The sequence below is a fragment of the Chroococcidiopsis sp. genome, assembly GCF_051657925.1.
GTDB lineage: Bacteria > Cyanobacteriota > Cyanobacteriia > Cyanobacteriales > Chroococcidiopsidaceae > Chroococcidiopsis.
The window spans coordinates 1-20083 of sequence record NZ_JBOFLP010000235.1 but is presented as its reverse complement, the minus strand read 5'-3'; the positions used below and the strand labels follow the sequence as shown (position 1 = coordinate 20083).

At 45.7% G+C, this 20083-nt stretch carries 18 protein-coding genes; 11 read left to right on the top strand and 7 right to left on the bottom strand.

The genetic code is table 11. From position 1 onward, the window contains the following. Window positions 1-41 precede the first annotated feature (41 nt). The gene (gene pgsA / locus ACRC32_RS19070; RefSeq protein WP_438555447.1) at window positions 42-602 is read left to right on the top strand and encodes a CDP-diacylglycerol--glycerol-3-phosphate 3-phosphatidyltransferase; all 561 of its coding nucleotides are present in this window, start codon (window positions 42-44) and stop codon (window positions 600-602) included. Between the two features lie 28 nt (window positions 603-630). On the opposite strand, the gene ACRC32_RS19065 is transcribed toward pgsA, so the two are convergent. Further along, window positions 631-1560 carry an NAD-dependent epimerase/dehydratase family protein gene (locus ACRC32_RS19065; protein ID WP_438555446.1) on the bottom strand — a complete coding sequence of 310 codons (930 nt, stop codon included), beginning with the start codon at window positions 1558-1560 and terminating at the stop codon, window positions 631-633. Between the two features lie 273 nt (window positions 1561-1833). Between ACRC32_RS19065 and ACRC32_RS19060 the strand changes: the two genes are divergently transcribed. The 8 genes from ACRC32_RS19060 to ACRC32_RS19025 all read left to right on the top strand — a co-directional run bounded on the left by ACRC32_RS19060 (window position 1834) and on the right by ACRC32_RS19025 (window position 11329). Then, window positions 1834-2973 (top strand): glycosyltransferase, encoded by a 1140-nt coding sequence (locus ACRC32_RS19060; protein WP_438555445.1) that lies wholly within the window; start codon window positions 1834-1836, stop codon window positions 2971-2973. Between the two features lie 109 nt (window positions 2974-3082). Further along, window positions 3083-3814: a sugar transferase gene (locus tag ACRC32_RS19055; RefSeq protein WP_015155097.1), complete on the top strand. Its 732-nt coding sequence runs from the start codon at window positions 3083-3085 to the stop codon at window positions 3812-3814. A gap of 429 nt (window positions 3815-4243) precedes the next feature. Next, window positions 4244-5323 (top strand): GDP-mannose 4,6-dehydratase, encoded by a 1080-nt coding sequence (gene gmd, locus ACRC32_RS19050; protein WP_438555444.1) that lies wholly within the window; start codon window positions 4244-4246, stop codon window positions 5321-5323. Between the two features lie 29 nt (window positions 5324-5352). After that, complete coding sequence (locus ACRC32_RS19045; RefSeq protein WP_438555443.1) at window positions 5353-6297, top strand: GDP-L-fucose synthase family protein; 945 nt, start codon at window positions 5353-5355, stop codon at window positions 6295-6297. 293 nt (window positions 6298-6590) lie between these two features. Beyond that, a complete protein-coding gene (locus tag ACRC32_RS19040) occupies window positions 6591-7883 on the top strand; it encodes a glycosyltransferase family 4 protein (RefSeq protein ID WP_438555442.1) in 1293 nt (430 codons plus the stop codon). Window positions 7884-8324: 441 nt separating this feature from the next. Further along, complete coding sequence (locus tag ACRC32_RS19035; protein WP_438555441.1) at window positions 8325-9263, top strand: YihY/virulence factor BrkB family protein; 939 nt, start codon at window positions 8325-8327, stop codon at window positions 9261-9263. A 184-nt stretch (window positions 9264-9447) separates the two neighbouring features. Then, on the top strand, window positions 9448-10386 hold the full coding sequence (locus ACRC32_RS19030; RefSeq protein WP_438555440.1) for an ion channel: 939 nt from the start codon (window positions 9448-9450) through the stop codon (window positions 10384-10386). Next, entirely contained in the window at window positions 10361-11329 is a 969-nt protein-coding gene (locus ACRC32_RS19025) for a putative 2-dehydropantoate 2-reductase (protein WP_438555439.1), read from the top strand. The genes ACRC32_RS19030 and ACRC32_RS19025 overlap by 26 nt, the downstream gene beginning before the upstream one ends. Window positions 11330-11458: 129 nt before the next feature. Here the strand turns inward: ACRC32_RS19025 and ACRC32_RS19020 are convergent, their stop codons facing one another. The 6 genes from ACRC32_RS19020 to glyA form a co-directional block, all read right to left on the bottom strand. Further along, entirely contained in the window at window positions 11459-13930 is a 2472-nt protein-coding gene (locus ACRC32_RS19020; RefSeq protein WP_438555438.1) for an HD family phosphohydrolase, read from the bottom strand. A gap of 229 nt (window positions 13931-14159) precedes the next feature. Beyond that, window positions 14160-15041, bottom strand: a complete 882-nt coding sequence (locus ACRC32_RS19015; RefSeq protein WP_438555437.1) for an ADP-ribosylglycohydrolase family protein — start codon at window positions 15039-15041, stop codon at window positions 14160-14162. Further along, window positions 15041-15553 carry a type II 3-dehydroquinate dehydratase gene (gene aroQ, locus ACRC32_RS19010; protein WP_438555436.1) on the bottom strand — a complete coding sequence of 171 codons (513 nt, stop codon included), beginning with the start codon at window positions 15551-15553 and terminating at the stop codon, window positions 15041-15043. The genes ACRC32_RS19015 and aroQ overlap by 1 nt, the downstream gene beginning before the upstream one ends. Then, entirely contained in the window at window positions 15525-15668 is a 144-nt protein-coding gene (locus ACRC32_RS19005; protein ID WP_438555435.1) for a hypothetical protein, read from the bottom strand. The genes aroQ and ACRC32_RS19005 overlap by 29 nt, the downstream gene beginning before the upstream one ends. Window positions 15669-16105: 437 nt before the next feature. Next, window positions 16106-17377, bottom strand: coding sequence for a competence/damage-inducible protein A (locus tag ACRC32_RS19000; protein ID WP_438555434.1), 1272 nt, complete (start codon window positions 17375-17377; stop codon window positions 16106-16108). Window positions 17378-17528: 151 nt separating this feature from the next. Continuing rightward, window positions 17529-18812 (bottom strand): serine hydroxymethyltransferase, encoded by a 1284-nt coding sequence (gene glyA / locus ACRC32_RS18995; protein WP_438555433.1) that lies wholly within the window; start codon window positions 18810-18812, stop codon window positions 17529-17531. Window positions 18813-19279: 467 nt separating this feature from the next. Here glyA and ACRC32_RS18990 point away from each other — a divergent pair, with 467 nt between their 5' ends. After that, window positions 19280-19477 (top strand): hypothetical protein, encoded by a 198-nt coding sequence (locus ACRC32_RS18990; RefSeq protein WP_015155083.1) that lies wholly within the window; start codon window positions 19280-19282, stop codon window positions 19475-19477. A gap of 166 nt (window positions 19478-19643) precedes the next feature. After that, window positions 19644-20083: Tic20 family protein (locus ACRC32_RS18985; RefSeq protein WP_438555432.1), on the top strand; the 440-nt coding region annotated here is incomplete at its 3' end.

The window sequence follows — 20083 nt, the reverse complement described above, 5'->3', positions numbered from 1 at the left end:
TAGCTTCATCTAAACTTTATGATTTCCTCACATTCGCATAGATGAACATACCTAACTGGGTCACTCTCTCTCGACTTCTAGCCCTGCCATTGCTGCTATATCTTTTGCCAGTACCGACAGCAACCGCACGTTGGTTTTGCTTAATAGTGTTTTTGGTTGCGGCTTTGACGGATTGGCTGGACGGTTATTTAGCCCGGAAACTGAACGCTATCACTGAACTTGGCAAATTTCTCGATCCTTTAGTAGACAAGTTGCTGGTACTGGCTCCACTGTTATCGCTGATTCAGTTAGGACAACTTCCTGCTTGGGGAGTATTTTTGATTTTGGCGCGAGAATTAGGTATAGCAGGCTGGCGCGTTTCTCCCAGCTTGACAGGCACCAATGCGATCGCGGGGGCAAATCTTTGGGGCAAGCTCAAAACAGTCAGCCAAATTGCCGCGATCGCCTTATTGATCGCTCCCTTACCCCCAACTTGGCACGTACCTGCACTAGGAGTTTTTTGGCTTTCTGTCGCTTTGACTTTGATTTCGGGGTTGATTTATGTATTGCCAGCGAGGGAGCACGGCGCAGGGAGCACGGCGCAGGAAGTTGGAAAATTGTAGAAACGCAATAAATCGCGTTTCTACAGCGTTACCTCAAAATCTCTTCGTCTACGGAAAAATCTACCTCGGCTTTGTCTCGTCCAGTAGCCAAGTAGTCATTTTGGAAAGAGTCTTTTAACCCAGAAATTAAATCGTATTTTGGCTGCCAGTTTAGCTCGGCGATCGCTTTATCAACGCTGGCGAAAAAATGCTGTACTCGCAGGGGGAAGGCTTTGCGCTTGCCAAAATCAAAATTTTTCGGTTCGTAGTGTACGATCGCTAGCTTCTCCGTCGATTTTCCGGCAGCTACAGCGCAAGCGCGAGCTAAACCATCAAAAGTAACGTAGCGATCGCCAGAGACGTTATAAACCTGCCCTATGGCTCTCTCGTTGCCCAATACCCGAGCCATTGCTTGAGCTAAATCTTCAACGTGACCCATTTGAGTTATATGTAGCCCGTTGGCGGGAATCGGAATCGGGCGATCGCGGACGATGCGATCGAAAAACCAGCTTTCCAAATCGTTGTAATTACCAGCTCCGTAGATATACGTAGGGCGAATTGCTGTAAAGGGCAAGCCTACCTGAGCTAAGTAAGCCTCTGTTTCGTATTTTCCTCGGTGGCGGCTCTTAGGATCGACTGGATCGCCTTCTGCGTAAGGCATTTGGTCGGATCGGAGGTACACGCCAGCCGAACTCATATAGACAAAGTGCTGCACCCGGTCGTGAAAGATCTCAGCTAGCGGTTGAGTATCGCTCAGTTCCCTGCCGTTATTGTCGTAAATGGCATCAAAATGTTCTTTAGATAGCTTTGCCTTTAATTGTTCTGGAGAAGTGCGATCGCCTTGAATCTGAGTTACCCCCTCAACTGGAATAGGGCGATTACCGCGATTAAACAACACCACTTCATGACCCTGCGCCACTAGGATTTTGGTTAGGTAAACACCAATAAAGCGCGTACCACCCATAATCAAAATTCGCATAATTACCCAACCCCAATTCGTCTACTCTCAGTTTAGGGGTGAGTGGTGCGCGATCGTTGGTCATTGGTCATTGGTCATTGGTCATTTGTGAGCGATTTGGAGGTAGGTTCTTCTCTACTCCCGACTCCCGACTCCCGACTCCCTGCTCCCTCAGCCCCCGATCGCTCCCTCAGCTGGGCGACTCTCTCTTCCCCTGCTCCCTGCTCGTGCGCTCCCTGCTCCCTGATTTAAGCTATAAATTCTCATAGAGTCAAAATTCAGCTAAGTGTAACCTTGAAATATGCCCTTGTCCATGAGTGGTTAACGCCTCAAGCTACTGGCGGTTCGGAATTAGTAGTGCGAGAAATTCTCAGGTGCATCAATGCCGATCTCTACGCACTGATTGACTTTGAATCTACTAATTCCCAAAGTTATTTGTTCGGACGCAAAATTGGTACGACATTTTTGCAACACTTACCGTTCTCGCGCAATGGCGTACAGAAATATCTCCCTTTGTTGCCGTTGGCGATCGAACAATTAGATTTGCGTGCCTATGATGCGATCGTTTCTTCGTCTCATACCGTTGCCAAAGCCGTACTTGCCAGTCCCCAGCAGCTTCATGTTTGCTATTGTCACAGTCCGATGCGCTTTGCTTGGGATATGACATTCGATTACCTCCGCTCTAGCCGCATGGGTCGCGGTCTACCTGGAATTGCCACTAGGTATTTACTTCATCGCCTGCGCCAGTGGGATGCGATCGCCGCTAACCGTGTTGATTATTTCATCGCTAACTCTCACCATACGGCACGCCGTATTTGGCGCTGTTATCGTCGTCCTGCTACAGTAATTTATCCGCCTGTAGATATCGATCGCTTCCCCGTGGTGAAAGATAAACAAGATTTTTACCTCACGGTCTCGCGACTGGTCAGTTACAAGCAAGTCTCAACCATCGTCCGAGCATTTAATCAACTCAAAAAACCTTTGGTTGTAATCGGTACGGGACCAGAACTACCAGAGATTCGCAAACTGGCACAGTCGCACGTTCAAATTTTAGGAGAGCAGCCTAATGATGTAGTAGAAAAATATATGGCTCAAGCAAAAGCGTTTGTTTATGCAGCTCTAGAGGATTTTGGCATCGCGATCGTCGAGGCTCAAGCTTGCGGCACGCCAGTCATCGCCTTGGGCGCTGGGGGAGCGTTGGAAACAGTGCGAGACTTGCACCGCTACCCCGATAGCGCGACGGGAATATTTTTTTTAGAGCAAACAGTAGACGCATTGGTAGCAGCTGTGGAAAAATTTGAAGCCAACTGGGTAGCGTTCGATTCCGATCGCATTCGCACCCAGGTAACTCAATTTACCCCTAAAATCTTTGAAGAGCAGTTTTTAGCTTTTCTAGAACGCTCGTGTCAGGAGTTCTTCGTCCCTAATTCTTAGGAGTTGATTTTTAGCTGGTTTTACAGCCTCTAAAATTAAATATGCCTCAGAATGGTGCTTCTGGCTTTAAGATCGGGACTATGTGTGGTGTGGATGGTTTAGGAGTATGATGACAGCCCAAAGCTCACTCCTCTTTGGCAAGCGGTTACAGGCTTTTGTCAAACGCGGGCAAGAGCCGTTTAGAACCAGAGCTAAACCGAAGGGTTTATTGCTCGCTCGACTCAATAAAGAGTTTGCCAAAAGATTGTTCGATGTTTTATTTTCGCTTTCCGTTCTAATTTTATTTGCGCCAGTTTATCTGGTGTTAGGCTTCTCAATCGCCTTGAGTTCCCCTGGACCGATCTTTTACGTTCAGGAACGAGTAGGCAGGAATCACAAGCCTTTTTATTGTATTAAATTCCGTACTATGGTAGCCAATGCTGATGAGATTTTGTCAGAATTGATTGCCTCGTCGCCAGGATTGCGGCAGGAATTTGAGGATAATTTCAAGTTAAAACAAGACCCGCGCATTACCAAAGTCGGTCATTTTTTGCGCTTAACTAGCCTAGATGAATTTCCCCAATTTTGGAACGTGCTTATGGGTGATATGAGTATCGTTGGTCCCCGACCTTTGGTAGCAGAAGAGCTACCGCGATATGGTCGTCATATTGATAAGGTCTTAACCATCAAGCCAGGAATTACTGGCTTGTGGCAAGTGTCGGGCAGAAATGACATTCCTTACAATCGTAGAGTGCAAATAGACGTTCACTATGCCAGCTCTTACAGCATGTGGCTAGATGTGTGGGTCATTTTAAAGACGGTATTTGTGGTAATTGTACCAAAAAATAACGGCGCTTATTAAGTGTATCCGTTAGCTTGTAGCCGTCAGCATTTGAGATTTGTTATGGTTTGCTGAAAATTATCAGTTTCGCGTTTAGGGGCAATTGATGCCCCTTTTTTATCGGAAACACTACTTTTCTTTTCGATCCATTGTCCTGCGGTTTCTAGGAGCGGTATATTTAGTGCTGTTCCAACCAGCGCCGAGAGTGAGAAGCCTGAAGCGATCGCCCTCTCAGTCTACGCAATCTTTGCAATTACTCAATAATTACTTAATAATGAAAAGCAAACTTTAAGTTAATTTGTATTTTAGCCTAGCTTGCATTAACGCTAACCAAACGGCAACTGCACGACTAGGTGATCTCTCTGAGGGCAATTTTGCCATTATTTGCTTAAGTTGTAGCAGCGTTCTTGCTCTATTGTTTTAGGGAAAAAGAAAAATATAGTATTAAGTATGACGCAAACAAAGAGAGCTTTAATTACTGGTATTACAGGTCAAGACGGTTCATACCTGAGCGAGTTTCTGTTGGAACAAGGCTATGAGGTACACGGAATCATTCGCCGTACCTCGACATTTAACACAGACCGGATCGATCATATTTATGAAGACCCGCATAAAGAAGGAGTGCGGATGTTTCTGCACTACGGGGACTTGACCGACGGCACGACACTCCGACGCATTTTAGAAGAAGTCAAACCTATAGAAATCTATAATTTAGGTTCTCAATCACACGTTCGCGTTAGCTTTGACTCCCCTGAATACACAGTGGACTCCGTAGGCATGGGAACGTTACGGTTATTAGAAGCAATTCGCGATTACCAACACCGGACGGGTATAGAAGTTCGGTTCTACCAAGCTGGTTCTTCAGAAATGTATGGATTAGTACAGGAAATTCCGCAAAAAGAATCAACTCCTTTCTATCCTCGCAGTCCTTATGCCTGTGCTAAAGTTTACGCTCACTGGCAAACAATCAACTATCGCGAATCTTATGGGATGTTTGCCTGTAACGGTATCTTATTTAACCACGAAAGCCCGCGTCGGGGTGAAACTTTCGTGACGCGCAAAATTACCCGCGCTGTTGCCCGCATTGTAGCTGGCAAACAGAAGAAAATCTACATGGGTAACTTAGACGCAAAGCGCGACTGGGGCTATGCGAAAGATTATGTACGGGCAATGTGGTTGATGTTACAGCAGCCGCAAGCTGATGATTACGTAATTTCTACGGGTGAAACACATTCCGTGCGCGAGTTTCTCGAATTAGCTTTTAGTTACGTAAATTTGAATTGGCAAGACTACGTAGAATTTGACGATCGCTACCTCAGACCAGCAGAGGTAGAATTACTAATTGGAGATTCTACCAAGGCACGACAAAAATTGGGATGGACTCCTAGCGTGACATTCGAGCAGCTTGTTGCTTTAATGGTGGACGCAGATTTAAAAGCGATCGGTCTATCTGCCCCGAATGGAAATGGTGCTTCAGTCATCCATGACATTGCAACAATCCGTCAAGATATGGTCAGCTACCTGTCCTAGTTCTAAAACCTACCTACGAGGCTGAACTCATGACCGCCTTAGATTTAAACAACAAACGCATTCTCGTAACTGGTGGTGCTGGGTTCTTAGGTCGTCAGGTGATAGATCGACTTTGTCAAGCTGGTGCAGATAAAAACAAGATTACCGTAACGCGATCGCGCGATTGCGATCTACGAGTCCTAGAAAACTGCCAGCGTGCGGTTGACCAGCAAGATATTATTATTCATCTTGCTGCCCACGTTGGCGGTATCGGGCTGAATCAAGCTAAACCTGCCGAGCTATTTTACGATAACTTGATGATGGGGACGCAACTGATCCACTCGGCTTATCAAGCGGGAGTGGAAAAGTTTGTCTGTGTCGGTACGATCTGCGCATACCCCAAATTTACACCAGTTCCATTCAAAGAAGATGACCTCTGGAATGGCTACCCAGAGGAAACAAACGCCCCCTATGGCATTGCCAAAAAAGCGCTATTAGTACAACTGCAAGCCTATCGCCAACAGTACGGCTTTAATGGGATCTATCTCTTGCCAGTCAACTTATACGGTCCTGAAGATAACTTCGACCCTAAGAGTTCCCACGTCATCCCAGCTTTGATCCGCAAAGTGCATGAAGCTCAACTGCGGGGAGATAGGCAAATTCCTGTTTGGGGTGACGGTACTCCCACCCGTGAATTTCTCTACTCAGAAGATGCAGCACGGGGAATTGTCATGGGGACTCAGTTTTATAACGACCCCGAACCTGTTAATTTGGGAACAGGCGAGGAAATTTCAATTCGCGATTTGATTCATTTAATTTGCGAATTAATGGAATATGACGGGGAAATTGTTTGGCAAACTGATAAGCCCAACGGTCAACCCCGCCGCTGTTTAGATACCGAAAGGGCAAAGCAAGCCTATGGTTTTGTGACTCAAGTAGGTTTCAGACAGGGATTAACCAATACAATTGATTGGTATCGGAAGCACGGAGCATAAGTCAAATTTGTAGCAATGGATTGACTCATAATATTTGTCTGAGTAGAAATTATTCGGTAAATCTTCCCGTACCAAAATTAAAAATTAATGATTAAAACAGTGTAAGGTGGGCAATGCTCACCTTATTTCGTTAGAAGATATGGATCTAAACACATCTACATAAAAAAGTAAAAACCGTAATTTTGCTGATAATATTCTCCTCTTATAGCTTGAAATCAGTATTATTACTGTAGAATTAGGAACTCTGCCAGCTTTATTTTCATCATCGAAGAATAGTAAATTATTTACCGATCGTGATAGTAGTTGTTAGCAGTGATTGTACTCGTACAAGCCAGAGTCAAGAAGGAGATATTGGCTTCTACCCGCCGTCTTGTGCCATGAGCCGCATTGCTTTCATTGCTGGTACGTACTTACCAGAAAGCGATAGTGTTTCAGACTACACTACTCGCCTACATACTTCCCTCCGCGATCGCGGTGTGGAATCTATTGTACTGACAACTTACTACGCGGCAGAAGCGGCTTACGATCCTCATGCTATAGGAGTCGTGCATGGATGGCAGTGGGTCGATCTAAAGGCTTTGGTCAAAGCAGTATGGGATAGTGGTGCGGATGCCGTACACATTCAGTACCATCCGCAAATCTACGGTCATCAGCCCGCAATCTTGTTACTACCGTTGTTGTTGCGATTATCTGGGTGGCGATCGCCCATCGTGACGACAGTACACGAGTATGGTAATTGGGAGTGGCAAGATCGAGGATTGCTAGCCCAATTTTCGGGTTGGTTGCAGCAGCTGGGACAACAGTATACGTGGTGGGATCGAGAAGGGGGATTTTTGCTGACGTTGAGCAATGCTACAATTGCGATCGCGCCAGAAGCAAAAACCTTAATTCAAGCGAGACTACCTAATATAGAGCGTCGTTTGTGGCACGTTCCAGCAGCTACCAACGTACAAGCGAGCGAAACGGACTGTAGTGCAGCACGCCAGATTTTACGACAAACTTGCAATTGGCATGAAGATGCACTCGTCATTACCTATTTAGGCTTTCTCCACTCTGGTAAGGACTTAAAGACTCTACTACTGGCTGTTAAACAGGTTCTCACAACTCAGCCTCAAGCAAGACTACTGGTGATGGATAGGAAAGATAGCCCAAAATCAACGGTTCAAGACGATAATACGTACCTAACACAACTGCAAATGACGATCGACGAACTCGAATTACGTTCGTTCGTTCATTTCACGGGATATTTGGACGAGGAAATCGTGTCTCGCTATCTCGCAGGATCGGATATCGGAGTGTTAGATCGCGATGTAAGTCTCAATAGTAGTTCTTCGATCTCGCTTTTATCCCACGGTTTACCAGCGATCGCAACTTATATGCCGTCGTATTTACCAGATACGCATCCATTATTACTTGTCCCGCCGCATGATGTTACTGCCCTGACAACTGTATTAATAGAACTGATCGATTGCCCCGAAAAACGAAGACAACAGGCTAAAGCCAGTCGCATTTTTAGCGAAAATTTTACCTGGCAAAATATTACTCAACAGCATTTAGAAATTTATCAAAATTTATTGAATAAATAGTAAAGAGTCATGTTTAACAGTTGTTAGTCGATAGTAACGCACTAAAAGCTGAGAGTGATGCGTTAGCCTTGGGTGTAACGCATCCTACGTAGATTTCAAAAATTAAATATGAGTCTTATAGTAATTAACTATTACACTTCTTTTACAGCTTTATTGACATCAGTTTCCTTCTCCGTTAGGATGAAAACCATTTATTGAAAAACACTTCAGTAATTTCGATTGCGGCAATCGAGCTTTAAAAAATGCTGCAAATGGTTCGTCAATTTTGCTCGCAATAAACCTAGCCGAGTTGAGATAGTGATTAACGATACTAAAACTTCATTTTAGAGGATCGAATCAGACAGATTTAAATTCTTTCTATCTCCTTGGAGATGTGTAAAATTTCCGATTTTGTCATAGTCATCAAAATGACCGTGCATCTGGCAAAGAGGAGATTTAGCAGTGAGAATTAAGACAATTATTAGTTTGTTGCGAGAGACATTTACTGAATGGAACGAAGATAAAGCTTCGCGACTAGCCGCAGCATTGGCATATTACACGGTATTTTCCCTCGCCCCCATCTTAATTATTGCGATCGCGATTGCTGGAGCGGTTTTTGGTGAAGAAGCAGCCAGAGGCGAAATTGTCACGCAGATTCAAGGTTTGGTAGGTAGGGACGGGGCACAATTTATTGAAACGGCAATTGAAGGTGCTAGTAAACCTAAAGCAGGAACCATTGCTTCCCTGATTAGTATTGCTGTCTTACTATTTGGCGCTTCTGGCTTATTTGCTCAGTTACAAGACTCTTTGAACACGATTTGGGAAGTTCAGCCGAAACCAGGACGGGGTTTAATCGGCATCTTGCGCGATCGCTTTTTGTCATTCACGATGGTACTCGGTGTAGGCTTTTTGCTACTCGTTTCCCTGGTTTTAAGCGCAGGTTTATCAGGTTTGGTTAATTTTTTGGGCAGCTTGCTACCAGGAATCGGGGCATTGTTACAGCTAGCTAACTTCGTCCTCTCTTTTGCCGTGACGACACTACTATTCGGACTGATTTATAAAGTCTTGCCAGATGTCAAAATTGCCTGGAGCGATGTTTGGAGCGGCGCGATCGTTACTTCACTGCTATTCTCAATTGGTAGGTTTGCTTTGGGACTGTATCTAGGAAACAATAGTTTTGGTTCTACCTACGGCGCGGCAGGTTCAGTCGTCATTATCTTAGTTTGGGTTTACTATGCTGCCCAAATCCTCTTTTTCGGTGCAGAATTTACTCAAGTTTATGCCAGAAGATATGGTTCTCGCATCGTACCAACAAAAAATGCCATACCATTAACGGAAAAAAACCGTGACGAGCAAGGAATGAGAACGGATCGCGATCGCCGTCGCCGGAAGACGAGATAGAAGTTATCAGTCGTAAGTCGTAAGTCGTAAGTTATAGGTTAGCGATCGCGATCGCTCCCCTTCTTTTACCAAATCAAGTCAGAATATCTATCTAGAGGTAGTTGGTAACGCCTAACTCACAAGTGGCGATTCATGAGCTGGAATCACCTCCAACCGATGACAAATGACGAATGACAAATGACAAATGACAAAAGCAAAGCGTCGTCTCCCCCGTAAACCAATTATTTCGATTGTGAGGCAGAATGGACGGTTAAACGTTCAGGGGATTAATAAATGGTATTACTACTGGCGCGATCCATACCATTTGTTGATTACTATGCCTTGGTCTTGGTTCTTAGGTATAGTAGCTTCTGGCTACATATTACTCAATTCTTTGTTTGCTCTTGCCTATTTATTACAACCAGGTAGCATAGCTAACGCTCGACCTGGCAATTTCTGGGATGCTTTCTTTTTCAGCATTCAAACAATGGCAACTATTGGCTATGGCGTGATGAATCCGCAGACTGACTACGCTAATGTCCTAGTGGCGATCGAATCTTGGGTGGGTTTATTGGGCGTAGCAATGGGAACGGGAATCGCTTTTGCTCGTTTCTCTCGTCCTACGGCGCGAGTGGTTTTCAGTCAAGTGGCTGTTGTCACGGCTTATGATGATATTTCAACTTTGATGTTTCGCGTAGCGAATAAGCGTCGCAACCAAATTATTGAAGCGCAGATTAGAGTTGTACTGGTACGAGACGAAATGAATGCTGAGGGGCAGTTTATGCGCCGATTGTACGACCTGCCTTTGGTACGTGCTAATAACCCAATTTTTATTCTCTCTTGGACGGTGATGCATCCGATTGACGAGTACAGCCCTTTTTACGGCGCTACTTTAGAAGATCTAGAAGCAGCAGAGACAATGTTGGTGGTGACGCTGACTGGCATTGATGAGACTGTATCTCAGATGATTCATGCTCGTCATACATACATTGCTTCAGAGATGTTGTGGCATCATCGATTTGCTGATATTTTATTCCAGAAGTCTGACGGGCAACGCTATATCGATTACAACCACTTTCATGAGGTAATACCCGTTTCTAGCCAGAGGGAAGAAACAAATGGAGTCGTATCCCGATCGCCATAATCGTAATGGTAAACGCAGTTACGCCATGTTAGGAACGGGGGCATTGGGTGGTTATTATGGTGGTTGTCTGCAAAAGGCTGGTTTAGATGTCCATTTTTTGCTTCGCAGCGATTACAACCATGTTTCTCAATCTGGTTTAGTTATAGAGTCAACTGACGGTGACTTTACCCTATCCCAAGTCAATGCTTACCAAGACGTGAAGGATATGCCGCGTTGCGATGTGGTAGCGATCGCGCTGAAAACGACTCAAAATCATCTACTACCCGATCTATTACTTCCAGTTCTAAAAGAAGATGGCGTAGTTTTGGTATTGCAGAATGGTTTGGGAATAGAAGACACGGTAGCTGAAATTGTCGGTTCTCATCGAGTTATCGGTGGTATGTGTTTTGTCTGCGCTAATAAAGTTGCCCCAGGACATATTCGCCATTTAGATTACAAGGCGATCTCGCTGGGAGAATATGCTGCTGACTATCATCCGGCAGGAATTACGACAAGAATGCAGCAAATTGCCACTGATTTTGAATCGGCTGGCATTCCCATTGACTTATCAGAAGATTTGCTGTTAGCGCGTTGGCAAAAATTGGTATGGAATATTCCCTATAACGGGCTATCTGTCATACTCAATGCTCGAACCGATGAGTTGATGGCAGATGCATCCACTCGGGCTTTAGTAGAAGAGTTGATGGCGGAAGTGGTAGCGGGTGCAGCTAGGTTCGATCGTCATATTCCCAGTAGTTTTGTCCAAAACATGCTCGATCGCACTGCCAAAATGAAGCCCTATAAAACCAGTATGAAAATTGACTACGATTTGCAGCGTCCTTTGGAAGTTGAAGCGATCGTTGGCAGTCCTTTACGTCTAGCTGAGGCTGCTGGGAAAAATCTGCCTCAAATTCGCACTTTGTATCGGCAGTTGAAGTTTTTAGATGGAAAAAATCAGAGATAGGATTTATGGCAGGGAGCAGGGAGCAGGGAGCAGGAGGAAGAGAGTGGTGCGTGGTGTGGGAAGTGTGGGAAGTGTGAGAAGTGTGGGAAGATTTTGAATGCGTGAATTTTGAATTTTGACTTCTTCCCTCTAGTCTCTCTTCTTCGGATAAGCAATACGCTTATGATGAAACTGTTGCCAAATGTTGACAAAGGTTTCGGCGATCGCATCCATGTCTGCCCGCGTTAGCCCAGAATCAACTAATTGATTGTCTTGCCAGCGCGATCGCAGAATTTTTTGTACCATTGCTAGGGCTTCCTCTCGCGTCGGTTCTTTGGCTCCTGATTTTCCGGCTGCTGGTAGAGTGCGTAAAGCTGCTTCACAGGAATCTGCCAGCATCACCAAGGCTGTTTCTCGCGACTGGGGCGCTGGACCCGCATAACAAAAATCTCTTTCGTCTACTGTAATGCTATGGTCTTGTCGTGCGATCTGCTGCGCTTGGTGGTAAAAATAGGCGATCGCCATCGTGCCTTGATGTTCGGGAATAAAGGCTTGGATTGCCATTGGTAAACGACACTTTCGTGCCATGACTAACCCTTCAGTCACGTGCTTTCTAATAATTGCCGCACTCTCCCAAGGATCGTTAATTTCATCGTGTTTATTCGCTCCACCCATCTGATTCTCAATAAAAGCGAGGGGATCGTGGAGTTTGCCAATATCGTGATATAAGGTTCCCGCCCGCACCAATTCGACGTTGCATCCCAATACCCTCGCCGCTGCCTCTGCCAGAGTGGAGACAAACAGCGTGTGTTGGAAGGTTCCAGGGGCTTCCGTTGCCAAACGCTTTAATAACGGTCGGTTGGGGTTGGCAAGTTCTGCTAGCCGAATTGGGGTAACTAGATCGAAAAAATGCTCTAAATAGGGGCTAATGCCGATCGCGATCGCGCTCCAGACAATCCCTGCAAGGCTAAATAAACCAGCTTGAAGGGCAACATCGTACCAATTCCATACTGAATCAGTACCGATCGCGCTCAGCGCGACTTTCCCGAGCAGGTAAGCTAATCCTTGGATTGCACTAACCGCGACTCCGATTAGGGCTAACTCTTCTCGCGATCGCATCCACCCAGCCATCCAACTAGCTAGCATTCCGCCAGCTAAGCCTGTTAACAAAGACTTGCCGCTAATATCCATTCCTATAGGTACGAGCAGCCCCAGCAGCCCTACAACTGTTCCTCCAACTGGGAAGCCGTAGAAGCTACCTAGTAACAGTCCTACGGCAGGCAAGTTAATATACCGTAAATTCAGTCTTAAGAGTATTGGAGTACTCAATGCTAATAACAAAATCAAAATACAATCACGCTGCCGTAGTTTCTGCCGCTCGAATTTCCAGGCAACCCAGGCAAAAATACCAACGGCTATACTAACGATCCCACCAAATTTTGATAGTCCCGACCAACCGATCCCTCGTCGCGACAGACTGAAATAGTCAAGGGTGATAAATGCAGCATGGTCGATCGTTTCGCCTTTTCTGACTATGACCTCGCCTCGCTCTAAATTCAGCATTTGGGGGGCAATTTTTGCTACTGCTTCAGCTGCTGCTAACTTCGTTTGTGCTTCGTCTTCTTTGAGATTTGGTTCGAGAACAGTTAACAGCATTTGGGTTGCTAGAGGTTCCATCTGGGGTGGTACATGCGATCGCACTTGTAAGTTCACCGCTGTTTGCAAAGTGTCGGATGATATGCCTCGATAAACTCCTTGGGCGAGAATGCGTTCTGTAGTGGCACGGATACCTGCAACTGTCTTCGACCAAATGGTATCAGATAAATCTAACCAGGAAGATTCGTAAAGAGTCGGAGGAGTTGTTTTTTGTAATTGTGCTAGTTGTGATAAAGCTTGAGCGTATTGCTGGCGAACTTGAGATATCTTTGCCATTAACATCGAGAACTGTTGAGATGTCGCTGTTTTTGAGCGATAGGCATTTAGTTCCTTTGCTGCTTGAGCCATTGCCTCATTTTCAAATCTTTCGATTTTAACTGGAGCAAAGTTTGTTGTCGCGGCATTTTGCTTGCGTTCTCGACTTTGCGCGTCTCGTAAAAAGGCTAAGACTTGCTGCCACTGAGAATCTGGGCAACTGCGTAGATAAATTTGCGCTGTTGTAGATAAAGTGGTTGTGGTTGTAAATGGAAAATCTCCTGCTAACTGCCGCAGTCGTTGTCCCTGTGTCAAGTTAGTTTGCAACCTTTGCCAAATTTTTTGGTTTACCGCCGAGTCAATGACTAAGATTGGCTCTGCTTTTCTCCATGCAATTTGGCGATTTTGGGCTGTAGTTTTCGTATCGACAATTTGAGCTGCTCTGGGGGCGCGAATTGTCTCTGGTGCGATCGTGCCTTCATCTAGCCGAGGTTGGTTGGCAAAGCGATGTCCCAGCATTATACTCAGCAATACCACTGCCAGTATCAGGAGCGCAGAGGTGCGTTCTCTGCGCACTTTAGGAGGTTTTTTAGCTTTAACTCCCTGTTGAGCTTGGCATATTTGACGAGTTAATTTCTGCTGGTTTGGTCGCCATTGCTGCCACTTCTTGAGTTGCAGGTCGAGCAATTCAAATAGCGTGCGCTTTTTCATTACCCTTATTGCATGCAATCAGCATGGAGCAAAAAGTTCAACGGCATAAAGTCTCATCTGTAATCTTAGGTTGAATGACAATAATTACATCCAGTCTATGGATCTTTCCATAATGAGATCTCGCACCTGACGTTAAGCTTATTGCCTGTTCTACAACTCAAGTATTTAGAAACTAAACTTTCCTGAAATCAAATTTTTCAGATCGATTTTGGAAAGACAACGATTATTCTCAGCGCCTCCGCACAATTTTAGGGGCAGCAGTTGCAACGATTTGATTGTCGGCAGTAGCTCGATCGCTCTGCTGATATACTCCCGACCACACTGCGACTAGTACATCACACAATCTTAGCACTTCAGCCTGATTTGTCACCCCTATTGCTAGTGCTTGAGTAGCTGGAATGCTTGCCACGCCATTGTAAGCTCCTGAAAGCGCACCCGCGATCGCGCTCGTCATGCCAGAGCGATCGCTTATTGCTGCTCTTTGAACGGTCAAGCGAAAATCTGCTGGGGTACTCAGGTAGCAAAAAAACGCCAAAGCGATTTGACTGCTCAATTCATGGGGTTGTCCTAACTGAGCGATCGCTCTTTCCAATCCTGCTCGTTCGTCGAGTAGCTCTTTGACTTGCGAGAGTTTTGCAGCTGTTGCAGTTGGGGATGCTCCTACAAAGGCAATTGCTTGGGAAATTATCTCGATTGGGTTCGATTTTGCTTGTAAAGCAATGGCGATTGCTTGTCCTATTGCTAAGGTTCCATCTCGGCTTTCTGGCTCATCCCGATCGATCGCGACTAGCGCCAGTTGCAAATTTTGCCGCAATTTCAACTCATTCTCATGAAAAAATACTGATATGGGAAGAGTTGTTAAAGGTGAAGCGATTGGATTACCAGTCAACTCTTTTGTCATGGATTTGTGCCACGCTTCGTAATCGAACCTACCGAGCGCGATTAAAGTCTTTATTCCTTGCAATACTGAGTTAAGCAACCCCGATGGGGATGAGTTATCGATTGCCCTTTCAGATAATAGTTTCGCCTTAAGTTTAGGGTGGTTTGCGACCTCGCCAACTGCCATTCCCAGCATCGTGCCGCGAAATCGACTATGAATCGAGTAACTCATTAATTGGAGTGCCTGATATGGTGAATCAAGGCGTGTAAACCTAAGCGATAGCTCTGTACGCCAAAACCACTAATTTGCCCGATTGCCACAGATGCAATATAGGAGTGATGGCGAAAAGATTCTCGTTGATAGATATTACTTAAATGAACTTCTACTGTAGGCATTTTTACCGCAGCGATCGCATCTCGCAGCGCCACGCTTGTATGGGTATAAGCACCCGCATTAATCAAAATTCCCTGAAATTTCGTCTTAGCTGCTTGGATCGCATCCACTAACACGCCTTCATGGTTAGACTGCATCGCCTCTACTTCGGCTTGCAGCTGATTCGCTTCTGCCACTAACATACTATCAATTTCTGCCAGCGTCACCGAACCATAAATTCCTGGCTCTCTTGCTCCCAGTAGGTTCAAATTCGGTCCATGAAGCACGAGAACTTTGATTAGTGACGAATGAGAAGACACGCCATTCAAGCCTGTTCGATACTTATCTATGACGACGAGTGCGGCGGTCATCAACTGGAATTGGGATCGGCTCTGGTTCCGGCTCAGCTTCCTGTCCTAGCAAGGCTTCAATTAGCTTGCGCGCCCAATCTTTCAGCTTTTCCAGTACCCGATCTATGTAGTCCATCGAACCGATTACTCCTGCAAAACTACCTTGATTTCTTGATGATAATCGATTGGAATCTATCTTTGTGCGCTCTTGATTTTTCCGCTACTTTTTCTTTATATTTACTTAGCTTTTCGCTGTTGCTAGCACACGAAGTCTGACTTTTTCAAGCCAAAATGTAGCGTCGCTACTTCTTCTCAACCGCTTTCACTCTTTGTTTCCTTTGCTCTACCAACATTTCGTTGGGAAAGCGAGGGTGAGAGTCTAACCTTTTTATTTAATATTAAAGATATCACAAATTCCAACAGCAGACACATCTCTCTTTTGAAGGAATAGTTATCAGTTGACAGTTATCAGTTATCAGCGACCAGTGAAGAAAGGGTGTAGGGTGTAGGGCAATTTTGAATGCGTGAATTTTGAATTTGTAGTTGCTCCCTCAGCTCCCTGCTCCCTGCTCCCTAGCCTTTTAGTAGACGGCGCAGGCGATCGAGAGCGGTGCAGGCGCTAACGTGGCGAATCAGAGCGCGATCGCGTCCAGTTCCGAAATGATTTTCAAAACTTTGAACCTTGCCATCGGCTCCCGCCAAACCGGTGTACACTAAGCCAACAGGTTTGGTTGCCGTACCACCATCGGGTCCGGCAATTCCCGTGATGCTCAAACCCCAAGTCGTACCGAGACGCGATCGCACTCCTGCTGCCATTTGTTCGGCGACGATCGCGCTGACAGCGCCAAATTGACTCAAATCATCAGGATTAACGCCCAAAACAGAAATTTTTACCGCATTGTCGTAGGAGATAACTCCCCCCCAGAAATATCTAGAACTACCTGGTATGTCCGTGAGCATCTGCCCTAAACCGCCACCCGTGCAGGATTCTGCCACACTCAGAGTTTCTCCCGCCGCAGTTAACAATTTACCGACTGCCGAGGCTAAAGTTTCTTCGTCAGAACCGAAATAATTTAAGTCTCCAATTTCCTGCAATTGTCGAGCTACTGGAGCAATAATTTGCTTGGCTGCTTCTAGTGAAGTTGCTTTTGCCGAAACACGCAACTTCACCTCTCCCTGGCTGGCATAAGGAGCAACGGTAGGGTTAGGTAAATTGAGAAAGGCTGCTGCTTTTTCTGCGAGAGCTGCTTCGGCAACACCCCAGAATTTCAAAGTTTGGCTGTAAATAATTTCTTGACCGTAACCAAGACTCTTAAGGTAAGGCACGGCGGTTTCTTGCCACATCCGCTGCATTTCCGACGGTACGCCAGGAAAGGTGAGAACTGCCACTCCAGATCGCGGTTGCCAGAGAATACCTGGGGCGGTTCCACCTGGATTAGGTAAGATTGCCGCACCTTTAGGCAGTAGAGCTTGCTTGCGATTGCTAGGAGACATTTTTCGCCCGCGTGCAGCATATTTGCGGGTAATGTCTTCAATAATTTCTTGGTGTTCTGTAAGCGGTACGCCAAAGAAATCGGCTAAAGTTTCGTGGGTTAGATCGTCGGGCGTAGGACCTAAACCGCCTGTAAAAATGAGAACTTGAGTCGAGTTATCCTGAGTTGATGAATTTCGTTCTAAAGCGACTTGAATTACGTGTTTGATTCTTGCAGGATTATCTCCCACTACAGTTTGATAGTAATGGGGAATTCCCAGATTTGCTAATTGCTGAGCTAAAAATTGCGCGTTGGTGTTGAGAATATCGCCCAGCAGTAATTCAGTTCCAACGCAAATGATTTCGGCACTCATATAAATGAGGAGTTAGGGGTGAGGAGTGAGGAGCGAGGGCAGTTAGTATAAGGACTGTAGGAGTAGCAGGGAAAAATTAGGAATATTGTATTGTTTGTTTTGCATCTCAAATTATTCCCTCACTCCTCGCTCCTCGCTCCTAATCCCTCCGTTAGGCAAGGGCAGGTACGGGAACGTTGAGATGCGGATAAAGGGGGAAGCGATCGCACAATGCTGCGACTCGGCGGCGACAGTCTTGCGCTACGGCATCATCTTGAGGATGTAGCAGGCGATCGGCGATAATATTGGCAATTTCGGTAAATTCTTCCGTACCCATGCCTCGTGTGGTCATGGCTGGGGAACCCAAACGGATACCGCTGGTAACAAAAGGCGATTCTGTATCGAAGGGGACTGTATTCTTATTAGCGGTGATATTTGTTTCACCTAAAAGGCGATCGCCTTCTTTACCCGTCATGCCAATACAGCGCAAGTCAACCAGCATCAAATGATTTTCTGTACCGTTGGATACGAGTTTGAAGCCTCTGTTTTGTAATTGAGCCGCCATTGCTTTAGCATTTTCAATGACTTGAGCTGCATAAGTTTTGAATTGAGGCTGTAATGCTTCGCCAAAGGCAACTGCTTTCGCCGCGATGACGTGTTCTAAAGGTCCGCCTTGGCTACCAGGGAACACGGATTTGTCTAGTTTTTTACCCAGTTCGGGATCGCGAGTGAGAATCAATCCACCTCTTGGTCCGCGCAAAGTTTTATGTGTGGTTGTCGTGACCACATCGCAGTAGGGGATGGGGTTAGGATGCAAGCCAGTAGCAACCAAGCCAGCAATGTGAGCGATATCGGCTAATAAGTAAGCACCAACTTCATCGGCGATCGCTCTAAACTTTTCAAAGTCAATAATGCGTGGATAAGCAGAATAACCGCAAATGAGTAGCTTGGGACGATGTTGCAGCGCCAATTCCCGAATTTGGTCGTAGTCTAATTGTTCGGTCTGGAGATTCACGCCGTAATGGTGGACTTTGAACCACTTCCCAGAGAAATTTACGGGCGAACCGTGGGTTAAGTGTCCGCCGTGGGATAAATCCATCCCCATAATTGCGTCTCCTGGCTCTAGCAGAGTCATGAAGACGGCAAAATTAGCTTGAGCGCCAGAATGGGGTTGAACGTTGGCATGAGCTGCACCAAACAGTTGCTTGACGCGATCGATCGCTAATTGCTCGACGCGATCGATATATTCACAACCGCCGTAATAACGCTTTCCGGGTAAGCCTTCAGCATATTTATTGGTCAATACCGAACCTTGGGCGGCTAAAACAGCAGCCGAAGTAAAGTTTTCACTAGCAATTAATTCTAAGTGGTCGCGCTGGCGCTGAAGTTCGCTGCTAATTAACTCAGCCACAACCGGATCGGAGGAAGCAAGTAAATCTAAGTTAGTCGAAGACACTGTGGTTAACCTTAAGCAATTTACACGACTGTACCTGTCTAGATTAATAGGAGCGATCGCGTTTTCCGAAACCACACCATCAATCAAAATTCGCGGACAGCATAACTCAACATAGATACTTTAACTCAAAGAGATAGGGGCGAGGAGCGAGGAGCGAGGAGTCAGGGAAAAAATTAGGAATGAATCGGTAGTAAGCGGTCAGGAGGTGGAAAGAAAGTTGAGCAAGCTGAGGGAGTCGGAGAGCTGTTAGCTTTGGCTTGCGATCGGTAAAAATCTTCATCTTTAGCCTCTGTGGTTCAGCCTTCCTCTCATCTCTTACTCCTCGCTCCTCACCCCTATCTTTCCCTCACTCCTCGCTCCTCTCTCCGCACCCCTCATATTAAGCTCTGTATGCCTTATAACACTCTTTCTGAGTGACTAGCATAAAATTGACTTAAGGGATTATGGGATATTCTGGAGGGATCTGGATGTTAGTGATTTTGATGGAAGATCGAATCCTTGCCCCTCAGCAAGTTTGCCAAAGCTGTTTGCTTGCCGATCGTGCTGGACAGCCACGTTGGAGACAAGGACAATTACGCTGCGGTCAAGCTGTACCTAAACTCTCCCCAGGACAACCAGATCAGTACGAATGCATGATGGGCTTCCGCATTGCCAATGTTGAATGATGGTAGTGCGTCGCAAGTCGCAAGTCGCAAGTTGCAAGTCGCAAGTCGCAATTAACTAGTCACTGGTCATCGGTCGCTGGTCGCTGACAACTGATAACTATAAAACCTGCGCTATCCTGTGCATATGAAGAGTTAAATTCAATAAAATCTGCTAGGAGAATAAATAATGGCTTGGCGTGGGACTACTACGGTGCAAGAGCGAATTTTTGCTTGTTTGCCATATTTGCTGCCCTTGATGCATGGATTTGCATTTGGCGTTTTCTTACTGCGAGAATTTCCAGTTTTACAATATTTATTTCTACCGCTGATACCTTTATTGCAAATATACAGTAGTATACCTTTTGCTAGTCTAATTGTCTTTTTTGCTTTATATCTATTGGTAGTTAGAAATGAAAGCATCAGCCACTTTATTCGTTTCAATACCATGCAAGCAATTTTAATTGATATTGTGATATTTTTGTGTGGTTTGGTACTGCCAATTTTGGCTCCAATTCCTGGGGCTAGTTTTGCCACGCAGACTATAGCTAGTACAATTTTCCTTGGAATAGTGGCAGCTGTAGCGTTTGCTGTGACTCAGTCTCTAAGAGGGAAATATGCAGAAATTCC

Bases quoted from the DNA above. Each gene is read 5' to 3' on its own strand.
- pgsA (WP_438555447.1), top strand. From the start codon at position 42: ATGAACATACCTAACTGGGTCACTCTCTCTCGACTTCTAGCCCTGCCA.
- ACRC32_RS19065 (WP_438555446.1), bottom strand. From the start codon at position 1,560: ATGCGAATTTTGATTATGGGTGGTACGCGCTTTATTGGTGTTTACCTA.
- ACRC32_RS19055 (WP_015155097.1), top strand. From the start codon at position 3,083: ATGACAGCCCAAAGCTCACTCCTCTTTGGCAAGCGGTTACAGGCTTTT.
- gmd (WP_438555444.1), top strand. From the start codon at position 4,244: ATGACGCAAACAAAGAGAGCTTTAATTACTGGTATTACAGGTCAAGAC.
- ACRC32_RS19045 (WP_438555443.1), top strand. From the start codon at position 5,353: ATGACCGCCTTAGATTTAAACAACAAACGCATTCTCGTAACTGGTGGT.
- ACRC32_RS19030 (WP_438555440.1), top strand. From the start codon at position 9,448: ATGACAAAAGCAAAGCGTCGTCTCCCCCGTAAACCAATTATTTCGATT.
- ACRC32_RS19025 (WP_438555439.1), top strand. From the start codon at position 10,361: ATGGAGTCGTATCCCGATCGCCATAATCGTAATGGTAAACGCAGTTAC.
- ACRC32_RS19020 (WP_438555438.1), bottom strand. From the start codon at position 13,930: ATGAAAAAGCGCACGCTATTTGAATTGCTCGACCTGCAACTCAAGAAG.
- ACRC32_RS19015 (WP_438555437.1), bottom strand. From the start codon at position 15,041: ATGAGTTACTCGATTCATAGTCGATTTCGCGGCACGATGCTGGGAATG.
- aroQ (WP_438555436.1), bottom strand. From the start codon at position 15,553: ATGACCGCCGCACTCGTCGTCATAGATAAGTATCGAACAGGCTTGAAT.
- ACRC32_RS19005 (WP_438555435.1), bottom strand. From the start codon at position 15,668: ATGGACTACATAGATCGGGTACTGGAAAAGCTGAAAGATTGGGCGCGC.
- ACRC32_RS19000 (WP_438555434.1), bottom strand. From the start codon at position 17,377: ATGAGTGCCGAAATCATTTGCGTTGGAACTGAATTACTGCTGGGCGAT.
- ACRC32_RS18990 (WP_015155083.1), top strand. From the start codon at position 19,280: ATGTTAGTGATTTTGATGGAAGATCGAATCCTTGCCCCTCAGCAAGTT.